This is a genomic window from Marmoricola endophyticus (genome assembly GCF_014644415.1).
Classification (GTDB): Bacteria; Actinomycetota; Actinomycetes; order Propionibacteriales; family Nocardioidaceae; genus Marmoricola; species Marmoricola endophyticus.
Genome location: NZ_BMKQ01000001.1, coordinates 3,173,752 through 3,190,031, shown reverse-complemented (window position 1 = coordinate 3,190,031; position 16,280 = coordinate 3,173,752). Strand labels below are relative to the sequence as shown.

The following is a 16,280-nucleotide window of genomic DNA, read 5'->3' as shown; positions in this document are numbered from 1 at the left end:
TCAGCCGAACCGCTCGACCAGCGCGTCGATCCCGCCCTTGAAGACGCCGCCGCCGAAGGTCTTCGCCAGCTTCTCCTCGTCCGCGGCCTCGGCGTCGAAGTCGGCGTACCACTCCATGAAGGTGCCGCCGGTCGCGCTCACCGGTGCGAGCCGGTAGGTCGAGACGTACGAGCGCGCCGGGAAGGGGCCCGGGTCGGTGAAGCAGTAGGTCGTCGAGCGTGCGACGTCGTCGATCGCCAGCAGCTTCTCGCTGACGCTCCCGCCGCCCTCGAGCGCGAGCCGTCGCACGGCGCCGAGCTGGCCGTCGGTGCCCTCGACGATCTCGCTGCCGGCGATCGCCGGGTGCCACTCGGGCAGCTCGTTGAACCCGCGGACCAGCGCCCACACCTCGTCGACGGGCGCGGCGATCACCGCGCTGTAGTAGGCCTTGGCCATCTCATGCTCCCTCTCTTCGGATCTGCTTGAACGCCTTGGTCTGCGCGGTCAGCGCCTGCTCCGTGGGCAGCCGCTCCATCGAGCTCGCGCCGTAGAAACCGTGGCAGCGGGTCGTGCGGGACAAGACGTACGTCGCGTCCTCCGGCGAGGACACCGGTCCGCCGTGGACGAGCACCAGCACGTCGTCGCGCTCGGCCAGAGCAGCTGCCGACCACTCCTCGACGAGGTCGACGCACTCGTCGAGGCTCTTCGCGGTGCCGGCGCCGATCGCGCCGCCGGTGGTCAGCCCCATGTGGCACACGATGATGTCGGCGCCGGCGCGGGTCATCGCGACGGCGTCGTCGGCGCTGAAGACGTACGGCGTGGTCAGCAGCTCGGCCTCCCGCGCTGCCGCGACGAGGTCGACCTCGAGCGCGAAGCCCATCCCGGTCTCCTCGAGGTTGGCCCGGAAGACGCCGTCGATCAGCCCGACGGTGGGGAAGTTCTGGATGCCGGCGAAGCCCAGCTCGCGCAGCCGGCGGAACAGGTCGTCGCGGATCATGAACGGGTCGGTGCCGTTGACTCCCGCGAGCACCGGCGTGTGCTCGACGACCGGGATGACCTCCTTCGCCATGTCGAGGACGATCTCGTTGGCGTTGCCGTAGGCCAGCAGCCCGGCCAGCGACCCGCGACCCGCCATTCGGTAGCGCCCGGAGTTGTAGATGACGATCAGGTCGATCCCGCCGGCCTCCTCGCACTTGGCCGAGAGGCCGGTGCCGGCACCGCCGCCGACGATCGGCTCGCCACGGGCGGCCATCTCCTGGTAGCGGGCGACGAGATCTGCTCGCGTCAGTCGGGTCACTGCGGGTCCTCCTGGAGGGTCGGGGCGACCTCGGCCAGCGCGGCGAGCACGGCCTCGACGAACTCGTCGTCGTTCACGGCGGCGGGGACGCGGCGCACGACCCGGTCGGCGGTCTGGCGTACGCCCGCCTCGATCGCGGCGAACAGCGCCTCGTCGGCCTCGGGGTCGTGGAACGGCTGACCGGGGACGTCGATCAGCGACAGCCCGCCGGTGGGGAGCAGGAAGCGCACCGGGCCGTCGCAGGCGTTGAGCTTCTCGGCGATCACCGCGCCGAGGTGCGCGCACTCCTCCGCGGTGGTCCGCATCAGGGTGACCTGCGCGTTGTGGACGTGCAGCAAGCGGTTCTCGAACCGCTCGGGGACGCTCTCTCGGGCGCCGAAGTTGACCATGTCCAGCGCGCCGCAGGAGCCGACGTACGGCGTCTCCGTGCGCGCCACCGACCCGATCCGGTCGGGCCCGGCGGTGAGGATGCCGCCGACCTCCTCGTCCGCGATCTCGGTCGTGGTGACGTCGAGGACCGCCGCCACGAGCCGGTCGTCCACCAGCTTCTCCATGGCCCGCCCACCGGCGCCGGTGGCGTGGAAGACCAGGCAGTCGTGGTCGGCCTCGAGCCGGTCGACCAGCGCGGTGACGCACGGCGTGGTGACGCCGAACATCGACAGCGCGACCGCCGGGCGGTGCTCGGCCTCGGGCACGGGCGACGCGACCATCCCGGCCAGCGCGTGCGCGGCGTTGCCGAGCACGACGCGCGAGATCCGGTTCAGCCCGCCGACGTCGGTGACCGAGTGCAGCATCGCGATGTCGCTGGCACCGACGTACGCCGCGACGTCGCCCGACGCCATCGTGCTCACCATCAGCTTCGGCAGCCCGACCGGCAGCGCCTGCATCGCCGGCGTGACCAGGGCGGTCGCACCGGAGCCGCCGGCGCCGAGGATCCCGACCAGCTCGCCGGCGGGCAGCGCGAGGACGTGACGGGTGAACGCCTCGGCCATCGCCGCCACCGCGCTGCCGCGCTCGCCGGTGAAGACCTCCGCCGTCCCCGCGACGTCGGCGGGTGTCACGTCCGCCGGGGAGTCCCACCCCTCGACCGTGGTGAGGTCGACGGTGCGCACCTCGACCCCCGCGGCGCGGACCAGGTCGGCGACGTACGTCAGCTCGCGACCCTTGGTGTCGACGGTGCCGACGACGTACGCGTACCCCACGCCGGTGACTGTAGTCACAGCCGCCGACACCGCGGCAGGGGCAGGATCGAGGGGTGCGGATCAACCGGCTCGACCACCTCGTCCTCACCGTCGCCGACCTCGACGCGACGCTCGCGTTCTACTCGGGGGTGCTCGGGATGGGGGTGGTCACCTTCGGCGAGGGGCGTACGGCGCTCACCTTCGGCGCGAGCAAGATCAACCTGCACGTGGCCGGACACGAGATCGACCCGAAGGCGGCTCGGCCCACCCCCGGCAGCGCGGACGTCTGCCTGGTCGTCGACGACGACCTCGACACCGTGCTGGACGAGCTCGAGGCCGCGGGCGTGCCGGTCGAGGAAGGCGGCACCGTCGACCGTACGGGCGCGATGGGCCCGATCCGCAGCGTGTACGTCCGCGACCCCGACGCCAACCTCGTCGAGCTCAGCGCCTACGTGCGGTAGTCGCCGGCACGCCGACCCTCAGCCGCGCGGGTCGGCGAGGACGTCGCGCCAGGAGTGCTGGGGCGTGTAGCCGAGCTGCTCGCGCGCCTTGTCGATGCAGAAGAACGTCTCCCGCTCCCCCATCTCGCGGCGCACCTCGACACCGTCGTAGAAGTCCCGGACCAGCTCGTCGGTCGTCGCCGCGACCGAGTGGTCGGCGTTGGCGATGTTGAAGACCTCGAAGCCCAGCCCGTCGGTGGTCAGGCAGCGGTCGATCGCCTGGGCGAGGTCGCGGACGTCGATGTAGGCGAACAGGTTCCGGCGCCGCTGCGCGGGGTCGGTGAGGAAGCCGGGGAACAGCTCGGCGTACTCGTGCGGCTCGATGACGTTGTTGATCCGCAGGCCGTAGACGTCGGCCCCGGTGCGCCGCTGGAACGAGCGGGCCGTCACCTCGTTGGCCACCTTCGCCATCGCGTAGGCGTCCTCCGGCACCACCGGGTGCTCCTCGTCGACGGGGACGTACTCGGGCCTGCGGTCGCCGCGGCCGAAGCAGATCCCGTACGTCGTCTCGGACGAGGCGAAGACCACCTTGCCGATGCCGACGGCCTCGGCCGCCTCGAGCACGTGGTAGGTCGAGAGCACGTTGTTGGCGTACGTCTCGGCGTCGGTGCTCAGCCAGGGCCGCGGGATGGCCGCGAGGTGCACGACGGCGTCGTACGGCGGGATCGGCTCGTCGCCGGGCAGGTCGAGGTCGTCCGGGGAGGCCGGCATCCGCATCGCCGAGACGACCTGCCCCAGGTCGGTCAGGTCGGCCGTCAGGTCCTGCACACCGGCCAGGCCGAGCGGGCGCCGGTCGAGGTTGGTGACGGTGTGGCCCTGCTCGAGGAGGTACGGGACGACGTGGTGACCGGCCTTGCCGGTGCCACCGGTGAGGAGTACGCGCATGCGCGTCCCGTGCCCAGGCCGGACCGAGTCATGCGGTCCGGGAGGTGCCTGCGTCGCCGGGTCTCGACGCGCTCGTCGCTGGCGCTGCTCGACCACCGGTGGTCGCGCCTGTCGAGACCGGCTACCGCGACCGCAGGCGAGGTGGTCGAGCCCGAACTGAGCGCAGCGAGGCGGTGTCCTGAGCCTGTCGAAGGGGAGGACGACGAGACCACCGGTCAGCGCGACCGCAGACGCACCCCGCGCGGCAGCTCGGGCGCCGGGATGGTCGGGTGCCGGTCGTCGTCGGGCAGGGTGAAGCGGTCCTGCTCCTCGCCGGCGAGGAGCGCCTGCCACTGGGCGCGGTACTCGACGACCTCCTCGTGGCTGCGGCCCACGAAGTTCCACCACATGACGATCTGCTCGTCGAACGGCTCGCCCCCGATGACCAGCACGCGCGCGTCGGTCCCTGCCGTGAGCACGAGCGACGTGGCGCCGGGGGCGACGTACGCCAGCGTGGACGGCGGCACCGGTGACCCGTCGACGCTCAGCGTCCCGGCGTCGACCAGGACCCCGTGCTCGTGCGCGGCGTCGAGGGCGACCTCCAGCGTCGTGCCCGCCTCGAGCGTGACCTCGGCGCCGGTGAGCGGCGTGTACGTCGTCACCGGCGACGTCGAGCCCAGCAGCGCCCCGAGGAACACCCACGCCCGCCAGCCGTCGCCGGAGACGGGCTCGGGTGCGTAGTGCTCGAAGCCGGGGTCGACCGCGCGCGACCCGTCCGGCAGCACCACCCACAGCTGCGCGCCGTGCAGCACGCGCGTCGAGTCCGGGGAGATCTCGGAGTGGCTGATCCCGCGGCCGGCGGTCATCAGGTTGACCTCGCCGGGCCGCACCATCGCCCGGTGGCCCGCGGAGTCGCGGTGCTCGATCTCCCCCTCGAAGAGCCAGCTCACGGTCTGCAGCCCCGTGTGGGGATGCGGCGCCACGACCATGCCGCCGGTCTCGGCGACCTCGTCGGGCCCGTAGTGGTCCAGGAAGCACCACGCGCCGACGGTGGTGCGCCCTCGCGCCGGGAGGGTACGACGTACCGTCATCGCCCGGAGCCCGCCCAGCGGGACCTCGCGCGGCTCGATCAGCTCGCTCATGCGTCCTTCCCCACGTCCGGCTCCGGGTCGGGGGGCCCGGCCAGGACCCGCATCATCGTGCGCACCTCGCGCTCGGTCGGGCGGGGCAGGCCGTTGCGGCCGTGCGCGAAGCCGATCCCGGCGTACACGAGCAGGCCGGCGCGGACCCGTGCCTCGTGCGGCTCGTGGCCGACGTCCTGCAGGGTCCGGGTCAGCAGGTCCAGCGCGAAGCGGTCGGACTCCTCCACGACCGTGCGGACCGAGTCTTCAGTCGCGGCCCACCCGCGGACGGCCCGCTCGGCGCTCCACCAGGAGTCGTCGACCAGCCGCAGCGTCATCAGCTCCAGCCGCTCGCCCGGCGGCAGCGTGCCGACACGGCCGAGCTCCTCGAGGACCGCGCGGGTCTCGGCGCGCCAGCGCTCGGCCACGGCCGAGCGGAGCTCGGCGACGTCGGCGAAGTGCCAGTAGAAGCTCCCCCGGGTCACACCGAGCTCGCTGCACAGCCGGTTGATCTGCAGCGCCTCGACCCCCTCGGCCTCCAGCAGGTGCAGCCCCGCGACGGCCCAGTCCTCCGCGCTGAGGCGGGTGGCGGGCCGGACGGTCACGCCGCCGAGCCTACCCAGGAGCGCTACCCTGCACGGGTGCCCGCGACCTTGCTCCGGCCGAGGGCGGCGACGTCCGGCACGTCGCTGATGAGGCCGCTGACCCCGGCCTCGAAGAGCAGCCTCGCCTCCTCGGCGGCGAGCCCGTGACCGAACTCCGAGGTGCCGACGCGCAGGCTGCGCGGGAGATGGGTGTTCTCCGCGCGGTGGGTCCAGACCAGGACGTCGAGGCCACGCCGCGCCGCCTTCGCGACCAGGTCGGAGGACCGGCCGACGCGGCCGTTCTCGCGGGGCAGGACGGCCTTGCGTCGTACCCCGACGGCCTGGGCGTACGTCGCCGCGTCGCCGAGGTGCCGACCCTTGGGCGTCTTGGCGTACAGCTGCACCAGCGGGCGCCGCGTCCCGCGCGCCGCCATCCGCCGGAGCACGGTGTCGTCGAAGCTCATCCAGCTCAGCCGTGGCCGCTCACGCTGCTCGGCGGGCAGCGCGTCGAGCAGCTCGGGCACGCAGAAGCCGCTCGACTCGAGGAAGTCGGGGTGCTTGAGCTCGGCGTGGACCCCGAGCCGGCGGCCCGCCCGCTCGGACTCGCGGTCGACCAGGTCGCACAGCTTGGCGAAGGGCAGCACCGGGTAGCGGCCGTCGTACGAGGCGGAGAACGGTCGCTTGCGCGGCCACCGCTCCGTGCACCGCAGGGTGCTCAGCTGTGCCCACGTGAGGTCGTGGACGAACCAGCCGGTGAGCTCCTCCCCGTCGACCTCCAGCGTCCGGCGCAGGTGGGCGAGCTCGGGACGCCGGGCGACGTCCGTCGTGCGCGAGAGTTCGAGGTCGTGGCGGCACACCAGCACGCCGTCCCGGGTGGGCAGCAGGTCCAGCTCGACCGAGTCGGCGCCGAGGCGGAGGGCGAGGCGGTACGCCGCCGCGGTGTGCTCGGGGCGGTGGCCACTGGCACCGCGGTGGCCGATGACGAGGGGCCCGGTCCGGGTCATCGACGGCTCTGTCACGCGCAGAGCGTGACCCGCGGGCATGGCCACGCAGTGGCCGCCAGGTGACAGCGGCACGAACGACGGCACAATCTGGATCCATGAGCCTCCCCACGATCGGCGACCTGCCCTCCTTCCCCGCCCTGGAGCGGCCCGAGCTGCTGGCCGCGCCGGTCGCGACCGTGCTCGCCGACTGGCCGTACGCCGACCAGGTCGCCGTGGTCGAGATCGACCCCGACCTCGCCGACACCGAGGCCCTCAACGACGCCTACGGACTGGACCCGCTGGCCAGCGCGAACTGCGTGATCGTCAGCGGCAGGCGCGCCGGCGAGGAGCGGGTCGCCGCGTGCGTGGTCCGCGCCGACACCCGCGCCGACGTCAACCGCACCGTCAAGGGGCTCCTCGACGTCCGCAAGTGCTCCTTCCACCCGATGGACCGCGCGACCGGGGAGACGACGATGGAGTACGGCGGCATCACGCCCGTCGGCCTGCCGCCGGAGTGGCGGCTGCTGATCGACTCGCGGGTCGCCGAGATCCCGGTGGCGCTGATCGGCTCGGGCCTGCGCCGCTCGAAGCTGCTGGTCCCCGGCGCACTGCTGGCCGAGCTCCCCGAGGCCGAGGTGGTCGAGGGCCTCGCCGGCTGAGCGCGGCCCCTACCGGACCAGAACTTAGGGTCGGCTAACCTGTCGTCGTGTCAGGAGCCGTCGCGACCCCGACCACCGGGCTCGGCATCCTGCGCCGCGCCGTGTGTCGACACCGTCGGGTGCTGGCGTACGGCTTCCCGCTCCTGGCCGCCTGGCAGGTCTGCGAGACCCTCGTCCCCGCCGCCATCGGTCTGGTCATCGACCGCGGTGTGGCCACCGGGTCGGTCGGCGGCCTCGTCCTGGGTCTCGCCGCGCTGATCGCGGTCTTCGCGGTGCTCTCCAACGGCTACCGCTTCGGGTCGAGGTTCGTCGTGCGCGGCATCGAGGAGGAGGGCCACCTGCTGCGTACCGAGCTCGCCGCGCACCTGCTCGACCCGCGGGGCGTACGCACTCCCCTGCTCTCGGGCGAGACCCTGTCCTTGGCGACCTCCGACGCGACGCTGGTGCCGATGGTGTTCCGCCAGCTCGGGTTCGCGGTCGCCGCCACGGCAGGGCTCGTGGTCGCGGCGACGTACGTCCTCCTCGTCGACGTCCGGGTCGGGCTGCTCGTGCTGCTCGGCGTGCCGGCGGTGGTGGCGATCGTGCAGCTGGTCAGCCCGGTGGTCGCCCGGCGTACGCACACCCAGCAGGAGCGCACCGCCGCCGCCTCCGGCCTGGCCGGGGACCTGCTGTCCGGCCTGCGCGCGCTGAAGGGGATCGGCGGAGAGGACGTCGCGGCGCGGCGGTACGCGGGCGCCAGCGCGGACGCCCGGGACGCCACGATCCGCCTGGCGCGCTCGTGGGGCGCGCTCGACGGGCTCACCCTCGCGCTGAGCGGGCTGCTGCTCGCCGCGGTGACGCTGCTCGCCGGGCTGCGGGCCCTCGACGGCGACATCAGCGTCGGCGAGCTTGTCGCGCTGGTCGGGATCACCCAGTTCCTCGCCGAGCCGCTGACCGCGCTCGGGTCGCTGAGCGCCCAGTTCGCCCGCTCCCGGGCGTCCGCCCAACGGATCGCGGACCTCTTGGCCGCCCCACCGCTGCTGCCGAGCGGGGACGCGACACCGGTCGGCGACCTGCGTCTCGACGGCGTCGTCGCCGACCCGCTGGCCGGTCTCGACCTGGCGCCGGGTGACGGCGAGCTGGTCGCCGTGGCGGTCGAGGACCCCGACAGCGCGGAGGCGCTGGGTGCGGTGCTGAGCGCGCTGCGCCCTACCGAGCAGGGGGCGGCGACGCTGGGCGACGTACCCCTCGCGGAGGTGGACGCCCGCCACCGTCGCGCGCACCTGCTCGTCGCGCCGCACCACGCGACCGTGTTCGAGGGCACGCTGCGCTCGGCCGTCGACCCGGGCTCGGAGCTGAGTGCCGAGCGGCTCGAGGAGGTGCTCGCCGCCTCCGCCGCCGACGAGGTCGTCTCCCTGCACCCCGACGGGCTCGAGCGCGCCGTCCGCGCGGCCGGTACCAGCCTGTCCGGCGGCCAGCGGCAGCGCCTCGCCCTGGCGCGCGCGCTGGCCGCCGACCCGCCGGTGCTGGTGCTGCAGGACCCCACGAGCGCGGTCGACGCGGTGACAGAGCAGAACGTCGCCGACGGCGTACGACGCGTTCGGGCCGGCCGCACCACGATCGTTCTCACCACCAGCCCGGCGCTCCTCGCAGCCGCCGACCGGGTGCTGCTCGTGCGCGAGGGACGGGTGGTCGCCGAGGGCTCGCACGCCGACCTGCTCGGCGAGTCGGCGTACGTCGAGGTGGTGCTGCGATGAGCGCCCGCGAGCTGCTGCCCACCGCCACCGGCCGCGACACGGCGCGGCTCGCCTGGACGCTGGTGCGCCGGCGGCCGGGTGCGGTGTGGCTGACGCTGCTCGCCTTCGTCGGCGCGGGCGCCGCGGGTGTCGTCCCGGTCTGGCTGATCGGGCAGGTGGTCGACGCCGCCTTCGGCGAGGACGCCTCGACCGGCACCGTGGTGCGCGCGGCGCTGGGCATCGCGGTGTCCGCCGTGGTCTGGGGGGCCCTGACCGCGGTCGCGATCGCCGCCCTGACCCGGGCCGTGGCGCCGGCCCTCGCCACCCTGCGCGAGGACGTGCTCGACCGCGCGCTGCACCTGCCCAGCCAGCGCGTCGAGGCCGCGGGCGTGGGCGACGTCGTCGCCCGCGTCGGGGACGACGTACGCACGCTCACCGAGTCGCTCGACGAGGCGGTCCCGGCCCTGCTCACCGCACTGGTGACGATCGTGTTCACCGTCGGCGGACTGTTCGGCCTGGACTGGCGCCTCGGCGTCGCCGGCCTCGCCTCCGCGCCGGCGTACGTGCTGGCGGTGCGCTGGTACCTCCCCCTCTCGCTGCCGTGGTACCAGCGTGAGCGGATCGCCGAGGGCGAGCGCGCGCAGGCCCTGGTGACCGGGATGCAGGGCGCGGCGACGCTGCGCGCCTTCGGTCGCGAGGACCGCGCGCTGGCCGCGATCGACCGCAGCTCACGCGGCGCGGTCGAGATCACGGTCGGGGTCTACCGGCTGCTGACCCGCTTCGGCGCGCGGCTCAACGGGTCGGAGCTGCTCGGCCTGACGGCGGTGCTCCTGGCCGGCTTCTGGACCGTGCGTGCCGGCGGCACGGTCGGCGAGGCGACGGCGGCGGCGCTGTTCTTCCACCGGCTCTTCAACCCGATCGGCGCGGTGGTGCACACCTTCGACACCGTGCAGTCCAGCGGCGCGGCGCTCGCCCGGCTCGCCGGCGTGGCCGGTCTGCCGGTCGCACCCGCACCCGCCCAGGCCCCGGCCGAGGGGGACCTCACGCTCGCCGGGCTGCGGCACGCGTACGAGCCGGGGCACGACGTGCTGGCCGACGTCTCGCTGGTCCTCGCGGCGGGCGAGCGCGTGGCGGTGGTCGGGGCGACCGGCGCCGGCAAGTCCACGCTGGGCGCGGTCGTGGCCGGGGCCGTGAGCCCGACTGCCGGCCGCGTGCACCTGGGCGCGTGGGAGCTCACCGCCGCGGCCGAGGCCGACGTACGACGCCGGGTCGCGCTGGTGACGCAGGAGGTGCACGTCTTCGCCGGCTCGGTGCGCGACAACCTCGGTCTCGCCGCCCCGGACGCACCTGACGACGCGCTGCTCGAGGCGCTGGACCGGGTCGGCGCGCGGCGCTGGGTGGGCGCGCTGCCCACCGGGCTGGACACCGTGGTCGGCGAGCACGGCCACCCGCTGACCGCGGCGCAGGCCCAGCAGCTCGCACTGGCCAGGGTGCTGCTGCGGGACCCCGTGCTGGTCGTCCTCGACGAGGCCACGGCCGAGGCCGGCTCGGCCGGCGCCCGCGACCTCGATGCCGCCACCGACGCCGTGGTCGCGGGGCGTACCGCCCTCGTCGTCGCGCACCGCCTCGACCAGGCCCGCGCCGCCGACCGGGTCCTGGTCATGGAGGCGGGGCGCGTGGTCGAGCAGGGCCCCCACGACGACCTCCTCACCGCCGGCGGCCGCTACGCCGCCCTCTGGGCCGCGTGGTCCCGCTGAGTGCGCGGCACCTGCCCGTCGAGTTGTCGGTTCTGCTGGCTCGAGTGGTGAGTCGTACCGGCGGCTGCGGCAGAAGGCGCAACTCGAGCAAGTAGGAGGCACCACTCGACGGGTAGGGGACGCAGGCGACAGTGACAGCGATACTGTCAGTGTCGTACGTCAGCCAGCCCGACCCAGGAGCATCCGATGAAGCTGTCCACCCTGCTGCAGTACGCCGGCAACCCCCGCGAGGCCGCCGACGAGGTCGCCGCGCTCGAGAAGGCGGGCCTGGACACGGTCTGGGTGCCCGAGGCGTACGGCTTCGACTCCCCCACGCTGATGGGCTACCTCGCCGCGCGCACCGAGACGGTCGAGATCGGCGCCGGCATCCTCAACGTCTTCTCCCGCACCCCGAGCGCGATCGCGCAGACCGCCGCCGGCCTGGACAACGTCTCCCAGGGCCGCGCCGCCCTCGGCCTCGGCGCGTCCGGCCCCCAGGTGATCGAGGGCTTCCACGGCGTGCCGTACTCCAAGCCCCTGACCCGCGTCTCGGAGTACGTCGACGTCATCCGCGCCGGGCTGCGCCGCGAGGTCCTCGAGTACGACGGCAAGACCGTCACGCTCCCCCTCCCCGAGGACCAGGGCACCGGGCTCGGCAAGCCGCTGAAGATGCTCACCAAGCCCGAGCGCGCCGACGTCCCGGTCTGGATCGCCTCGCTCGGCGAGAAGAGCGTCGAGCACACCGCCCGCAGCGCCGACGGCTGGCTTCCCTTCCTGTTCGTCCCGGAGCTGCACGACAAGGTCTGGGGCGACGCGCTGGCCAAGGGCAAGGCCGAGCGCGACCCCTCGCTCGGTCCGCTCCAGATCAGCGCCGGCGGCATGGTCTGCGTCGGTGAGGACGTCAAGGGCATGCTCGACCTCGCCCGCCCGACCGTCGCGCTGTACGTCGGCGGCATGGGCGCACGCGGCAAGAACTTCTACAACGACCTCGCCTGCTCCTACGGCTTCGAGGACGCCGCCAAGGAGATCCAGGACCTCTACCTCGACGGCAAGAAGGACGAGGCCGCCGCAGCCGTCCCGACCGAGCTGCTCGAGCTGGGCAACCTGGTCGGGCCCGAGTCGTACGTCAAGGAGCGGATCGCCGCCTTCGACGAGGCCGGGGTGACCCACCTGCAGATCGTCCCCGTCGCCGAGGACGTGCCGGCACTGGTCGAGACGCTCAAGGGCTGGGTGTCCTGAGCGCTCCTAGGCTGGTCGCGTGACTGCGCCCCCCACCCCCGCCCAGGTACGCCGCTCCCTCGTCCGCGCCGAGCGCGGTGCCGCGCTCGACGTGACAGAGGCGACCGCACTGCTGGCCGCGCGCGGCGACGAGCTGGACCGGCTGTGCACTGTCGCCGCGCGGGTCCGTGACGCCGGCCTGGTCGATGCGGGCCGACCGGGGGTCGTGACGTACTCCCCGAAGGTGTTCATCCCGGTCACGAGGCTGTGCCGGGACCGCTGCCACTACTGCACGTTCGTGGAGTCGCCGGGGCACGCGGCGCGCGAGGGCCGGGCACCGTACCTCTCCCCGGACGAGGTGCTCGACGTCGCCCGCCAGGGTGCCGAGCTGGGCTGCACCGAGGCGCTGTTCACCCTCGGCGACCGTCCCGAGGACCGCTGGCCGGAGGCCCGGGAGTGGCTGGACGCGCACGGCTACGACTCGACGCTGGCGTACGTCCGTGCGCTCTCGGTGCAGGTGCTCGAGGAGACCGGGCTGCTGCCGCACCTCAACCCCGGCGTCATGAGCTGGGAGGAGATCAACCGCCTCAAGCCCGTCGCGCCGTCGATGGGGATGATGCTGGAGACCACCTCGCGGCGGCTGTTCGAGGAGAAGGGGCAGGCCCACTTCGGGTCGCCGGACAAGGACCCGGACGTCCGCCTGCGGGTGCTCGAGGACGCCGGCCGGCTGAGCGTGCCGTTCACGACCGGTGTGCTCGTCGGCATCGGCGAGTCGCTCGAGGAGCGCGCCGAGGCGATCTTCGCGATCCGGCGGGTGGCGAGGGCCTACGGCCACGTGCAGGAGGTGATCGTCCAGAACTTCCGCGCCAAGCCCGACACCGCGATGCGCCACGCCGACGACCTCGGGCTGGAGGAGTACGTCGCGGCCATCGCGACCGCCCGCGTCGTCCTCGGCCCGCGGATGCGGGTCCAGGCACCGCCGAACCTCGTGGACGCCGAGGAGTGCCGCCGGCTGCTCGCCGCCGGGGTCGACGACTGGGGCGGCGTCTCGCCGCTGACCCCGGACCACGTCAACCCCGAGCGACCGTGGCCCTCACTGGACCGGCTGCGCACGCTGAGCGCCGACGCCGGGTTCGAGCTGCGTGCGCGGCTGACCGCCCACCCCGCGTACGTCCGCACCGGTGAGCCCTGGATCGACCCCCGGGTCTCCGGGCACGTCGCCGCGCTGGCCGCCCCCGACGGGCTGGCCCGCGACGGCGTACGACCCGAAGGCCTGCCCTGGCAGGAGCCGGACGGCGGGTTCGCGGCCGTGGGCGACGGAGTGGGCCGCACCGACCTGAACGACTCCATCGACACCGAGGGGCGGACGACCGACCGCCGCGCCGACTTCGACAGCGTGTACGGCGACTGGGCCGCCGTTGCCGAGGCCGCCGGCGACGGCGCGCGCGCACCTCACGGGGTCTCGACGTCCTCCCTCGCTAGCGCTCGGTCAGGCTCGACCACCGGAGAGCGGGTGGTCGAGCCCGACGCGAGCTCTGCGAGCGAGGACGTCGAGACCACCCTCACCCGACCGCGGCCCTCAGCCGAGTTCGCCGCCGCGATGGCCGCCGCCGAGGCCGACCCCGGCTCCTTGAGCGTCGAGCACGCGCACGCACTCATCACCGCCGAGGGCGACGAGCTGGCGGCGGTGACGCGCCTGGCCGACGACCTGCGCCGGCAGGCGGTCGGCGACGACGTGACGTACGTCGTCAACCGGAACATCAACTTCACCAACGTCTGCTACGTCGGCTGCCGCTTCTGCGCGTTCGCCCAGCGGCGTACCGACGCCGACGCGTTCTCCCTCTCGCTCGAGCAGGTTGCCGACCGCGCCCAAGAGGCCTGGGACCTCGGCGCCACCGAGGTGTGCATGCAGGGCGGGATCGACCCGGAGCTGCCGGGCACGGCGTACTTCGACCTCGCCGCCGCCGTGAAGGCCCGCGTCCCCGACATGCACGTGCACGCCTTCTCGCCGATGGAGATCGTCAACGGCTCCAGCCGCACGGGATTGTCGTACGAGGACTTCCTCATCAAGGCGCGCGAGTCGGGCCTGGGCAGCGTCCCCGGCACCGCCGCGGAGATCCTCGACGACGAGGTGCGCTGGGTCCTCACCAAGGGCAAGCTGCCCGCCGCCGCGTGGATCGAGATCATCTCCACCGCGCACCGCGTCGGGATCCCGACGACCAGCACGATGATGTACGGCCACGTCGACAACCCGCGCCACTGGGTCGGCCACCTCGACGTGCTGCGCGGCATCCAGCGCGAGACCGGCGGGTTCACCGAGTTCGTGCCGCTCCCCTTCGTGCACACCTCGGCGCCGATCTACCTCGCCGGCGTCGCCCGCCCGGGACCGACGCTGCGCGACAACCTCGCCGTGCACGCCGTCGCCCGGATCATGCTGCACGGCCACATCGACAGCATCCAGACCAGCTGGGTCAAGCTCGGCGTCGACGGCACCCGCGCGATGCTGCAGGCCGGCGCCAACGACCTCGGCGGCACGCTGATGGAGGAGACCATCTCCCGGATGGCCGGCTCCGCCCACGGCTCCGCCAAGACCGTGGCCGAGCTGGAGGACATCGGCGCCGGCATCGACCGGCCCGTACGCCAGCGGACCACGCTCTACGACGGCTGAGCCGCCCCGCCGGACCGAGCCGAGGAGTGACCGACGGCTCGACTAGTGTGATCGCGACCACACCCTCTCCGGAAGGCGGCCGCATGACCGCGACCTCGCCAGAGACCTCCGCCAGCCCCTGGCTGCCCGTGCCGCTGCGCCGGGAGTCGATCGTCGCGCCCCCGGGGTTCAGCCGGTGGCTGATCCCGCCCGCGGCACTCGCGGTGCACCTGTGCATCGGGCAGGTCTACGCCACCAGCGTCTACAAGAACGCTCTCGTCGACCACTTCGACTCCAGCCTCACCGCGGTCGGCCTGATCTTCTCGATCGCGATCGTGGTGCTCGGCGTCTCGGCGGCGGTCTTCGGCACCTGGGTCGACCGCAACGGCCCGCGCGCGGCGATGGTCGTCGCCGCGGTGTTCTGGTCGGCCGGGTTCCTCGTCGGGGCGCTCGGCATCGCGGTCGGCCAGCTGTGGCTGGTCTACCTCGGGTACGGCGTCATCGGCGGCATCGGGCTCGGGATCGGCTACATCAGCCCGGTCTCCACGCTCATCAAGTGGTTCCCCGACCGTCCCGGTCTGGCCACCGGCATGGCGATCATGGGCTTCGGCGGCGGTGCCCTGATCGCCAGCCCGCTCAGCAGCCGCCTGCTCGCCCTGTACGACTCCTCGTACGACGCCTCCGACGCCGGCTCGGTGGCCAGCGGGTCCGCGGTGGCCGGGCTCTTCGTGACCCTCGGGATCGTCTACCTCGCGTTCATGCTCTTCGGGGCATGGACGGTGCGCGTGCCCGCCGACGACTGGAGGCCGGAGGGCTGGGACCCCACGGAGGTCCAGCGGAAGTCGCTGGTCACCACGGCCAGCGTCTCCGCGGCGAACGCGATCCGGACCCCGCAGTTCTGGCTGGTCTGGATCGTGCTGTTCTGCAACGTCACCGCCGGGATCGGCATCCTCGAGCAGGCCGCACCGATGATCCAGGACTTCTTCCGCGACGGGTCCGCCTCGAGCGTGACCGCCGCCGCGGCCGGCGGCTTCGTCGGGCTGCTGTCCATCTTCAACATGGCCGGCCGCTTCGTGTGGTCCTCGACCTCGGACGCGATCGGCCGCAAGCCGGTCTACGCGCTCTACCTCGGCGGCGGCATCGTGCTGTACCTGCTGCTCGCCTTCGTCGGTCAGTCCAGCACGGCCCTGTTCGTGATCCTCGCCGCCCTGATCATCAGCTTCTACGGCGGCGGGTTCGCGACCGCCCCGGCGTACCTCCGCGACCTGTTCGGCACCTTCCAGGTCGGCGCCATCCACGGCCGGCTGCTGACCGCCTGGTCGCTGGCGGGTGTCGTCGGGCCGCTGATCGTCAACGGGTTCCTGGACGCCGAGGGCGAGCCGGGCCAGCTGACGTACGACGCGTACCACCCCGCACTGATCACGATGGTGGTCCTGCTCGCGGTCGGCTTCGTCGCCAACCTGCTCGTCCGCCCCGTCGCCGAGCGCTTCCACGAGCCGGAGCGTCGTACCCAGGAGGTCTCCGCATGAGCACCACCCGCATCGCACTGAGCTGGGCCCTGGTCGGCGTACCGCTGCTGTACGGCGTCGTCGAGACGGTGCGCAAGGCGGCGACGCTCTTCACAGGTTGACCGGTTCCGCGTCGGCGGCGACAGCCCCCACCCCCACCACCCTGCGGCGCGGGCGAGGCCGACGGGGGCGGTACGGGGGCGGAGCGGATGGGGGTCCAAGGAGCCTGAAAGAGGCGTGGCGGCCAGTCGCACCGGCCACGGTGCCGGAGTCTGCCGACACGGCGAC

The 16,280-nt window shown here is 73.5% G+C and carries 15 protein-coding genes; 8 read left to right on the top strand and 7 right to left on the bottom strand.

What is annotated here, in order from left to right; translation table 11 throughout:
* The 3 genes from IEX42_RS15665 to IEX42_RS15655 are packed head-to-tail and all read right to left on the bottom strand — an operon-like array spanning position 1 to position 2,478.
* Positions 1-435, bottom strand: a complete 435-nt coding sequence (locus IEX42_RS15665) for an SRPBCC family protein (RefSeq protein WP_188780615.1) — start codon at positions 433-435, stop codon at positions 1-3.
* Between the two features lies 1 nt (position 436).
* The gene (locus IEX42_RS15660; protein WP_188780614.1) at positions 437-1,276 is read right to left on the bottom strand and encodes a phosphoenolpyruvate hydrolase family protein; all 840 of its coding nucleotides are present in this window, start codon (positions 1,274-1,276) and stop codon (positions 437-439) included.
* A complete protein-coding gene (locus tag IEX42_RS15655; protein ID WP_188780613.1) occupies positions 1,273-2,478 on the bottom strand; it encodes a Tm-1-like ATP-binding domain-containing protein in 1,206 nt (401 codons plus the stop codon). Before IEX42_RS15655 ends, IEX42_RS15660 begins: the two co-directional genes overlap by 4 nt.
* A 53-nt stretch (positions 2,479-2,531) precedes the next feature.
* Here IEX42_RS15655 and IEX42_RS15650 point away from each other — a divergent pair, with 53 nt between their 5' ends.
* On the top strand, positions 2,532-2,918 hold the full coding sequence (locus IEX42_RS15650) for a VOC family protein (RefSeq protein WP_188780612.1): 387 nt from the start codon (positions 2,532-2,534) through the stop codon (positions 2,916-2,918).
* 18 nt (positions 2,919-2,936) lie between these two features.
* Here the strand turns inward: IEX42_RS15650 and IEX42_RS15645 are convergent, their stop codons facing one another.
* From IEX42_RS15645 to IEX42_RS15630, 4 genes are all read right to left on the bottom strand, one after another.
* Entirely contained in the window at positions 2,937-3,842 is a 906-nt protein-coding gene (locus IEX42_RS15645; RefSeq protein WP_188780611.1) for an NAD-dependent epimerase/dehydratase family protein, read from the bottom strand.
* A gap of 215 nt (positions 3,843-4,057) precedes the next feature.
* On the bottom strand, positions 4,058-4,963 hold the full coding sequence (locus tag IEX42_RS15640) for a pirin family protein (protein ID WP_188780610.1): 906 nt from the start codon (positions 4,961-4,963) through the stop codon (positions 4,058-4,060).
* The gene (locus tag IEX42_RS15635) at positions 4,960-5,547 is read right to left on the bottom strand and encodes a TetR/AcrR family transcriptional regulator (RefSeq protein ID WP_188780609.1); all 588 of its coding nucleotides are present in this window, start codon (positions 5,545-5,547) and stop codon (positions 4,960-4,962) included. The genes IEX42_RS15640 and IEX42_RS15635 overlap by 4 nt, the downstream gene beginning before the upstream one ends.
* 23 nt (positions 5,548-5,570) lie before the next feature.
* Positions 5,571-6,545: a glycerophosphodiester phosphodiesterase family protein gene (locus IEX42_RS15630; protein ID WP_188780608.1), complete on the bottom strand. Its 975-nt coding sequence runs from the start codon at positions 6,543-6,545 to the stop codon at positions 5,571-5,573.
* Positions 6,546-6,625: 80 nt separating this feature from the next.
* Between IEX42_RS15630 and IEX42_RS15625 the strand changes: the two genes are divergently transcribed.
* From IEX42_RS15625 to IEX42_RS18375, 7 genes are all read left to right on the top strand, one after another.
* Positions 6,626-7,168: a YbaK/EbsC family protein gene (locus IEX42_RS15625; protein ID WP_188780607.1), complete on the top strand. Its 543-nt coding sequence runs from the start codon at positions 6,626-6,628 to the stop codon at positions 7,166-7,168.
* Positions 7,169-7,215: 47 nt separating this feature from the next.
* Positions 7,216-8,904, top strand: coding sequence for an ABC transporter transmembrane domain-containing protein (locus IEX42_RS15620; RefSeq protein WP_229660910.1), 1,689 nt, complete (start codon positions 7,216-7,218; stop codon positions 8,902-8,904).
* Complete coding sequence (locus IEX42_RS15615; RefSeq protein WP_188780606.1) at positions 8,901-10,640, top strand: ABC transporter ATP-binding protein; 1,740 nt, start codon at positions 8,901-8,903, stop codon at positions 10,638-10,640. Before IEX42_RS15620 ends, IEX42_RS15615 begins: the two co-directional genes overlap by 4 nt.
* A gap of 186 nt (positions 10,641-10,826) precedes the next feature.
* Positions 10,827-11,858 carry an LLM class F420-dependent oxidoreductase gene (locus tag IEX42_RS15610; RefSeq protein ID WP_188780605.1) on the top strand — a complete coding sequence of 344 codons (1,032 nt, stop codon included), beginning with the start codon at positions 10,827-10,829 and terminating at the stop codon, positions 11,856-11,858.
* 19 nt (positions 11,859-11,877) lie between these two features.
* The gene (locus IEX42_RS15605; RefSeq protein WP_188780604.1) at positions 11,878-14,505 is read left to right on the top strand and encodes a bifunctional FO biosynthesis protein CofGH; all 2,628 of its coding nucleotides are present in this window, start codon (positions 11,878-11,880) and stop codon (positions 14,503-14,505) included.
* An 83-nt stretch (positions 14,506-14,588) separates the two neighbouring features.
* Positions 14,589-16,013 carry an OFA family MFS transporter gene (locus IEX42_RS15600; RefSeq protein ID WP_188780603.1) on the top strand — a complete coding sequence of 475 codons (1,425 nt, stop codon included), beginning with the start codon at positions 14,589-14,591 and terminating at the stop codon, positions 16,011-16,013.
* A complete protein-coding gene (locus IEX42_RS18375; protein WP_444543245.1) occupies positions 16,010-16,114 on the top strand; it encodes an MFS transporter small subunit in 105 nt (34 codons plus the stop codon). The genes IEX42_RS15600 and IEX42_RS18375 overlap by 4 nt, the downstream gene beginning before the upstream one ends.
* Positions 16,115-16,280 lie beyond the last annotated feature (166 nt).

Excerpts from the sequence above, each read along its gene's own strand:
- IEX42_RS15665 (WP_188780615.1), bottom strand. The coding sequence starts at position 435 with ATGGCCAAGGCCTACTACAGCGCGGTGATCGCCGCGCCCGTCGACGAG.
- IEX42_RS15645 (WP_188780611.1), bottom strand. The coding sequence starts at position 3,842 with ATGCGCGTACTCCTCACCGGTGGCACCGGCAAGGCCGGTCACCACGTC.
- IEX42_RS15640 (WP_188780610.1), bottom strand. The coding sequence starts at position 4,963 with ATGAGCGAGCTGATCGAGCCGCGCGAGGTCCCGCTGGGCGGGCTCCGG.
- IEX42_RS15625 (WP_188780607.1), top strand. The coding sequence starts at position 6,626 with ATGAGCCTCCCCACGATCGGCGACCTGCCCTCCTTCCCCGCCCTGGAG.
- IEX42_RS15615 (WP_188780606.1), top strand. The coding sequence starts at position 8,901 with ATGAGCGCCCGCGAGCTGCTGCCCACCGCCACCGGCCGCGACACGGCG.
- IEX42_RS15610 (WP_188780605.1), top strand. The coding sequence starts at position 10,827 with ATGAAGCTGTCCACCCTGCTGCAGTACGCCGGCAACCCCCGCGAGGCC.
- IEX42_RS15600 (WP_188780603.1), top strand. The coding sequence starts at position 14,589 with ATGACCGCGACCTCGCCAGAGACCTCCGCCAGCCCCTGGCTGCCCGTG.
- IEX42_RS18375 (WP_444543245.1), top strand. The coding sequence starts at position 16,010 with ATGAGCACCACCCGCATCGCACTGAGCTGGGCCCTGGTCGGCGTACCG.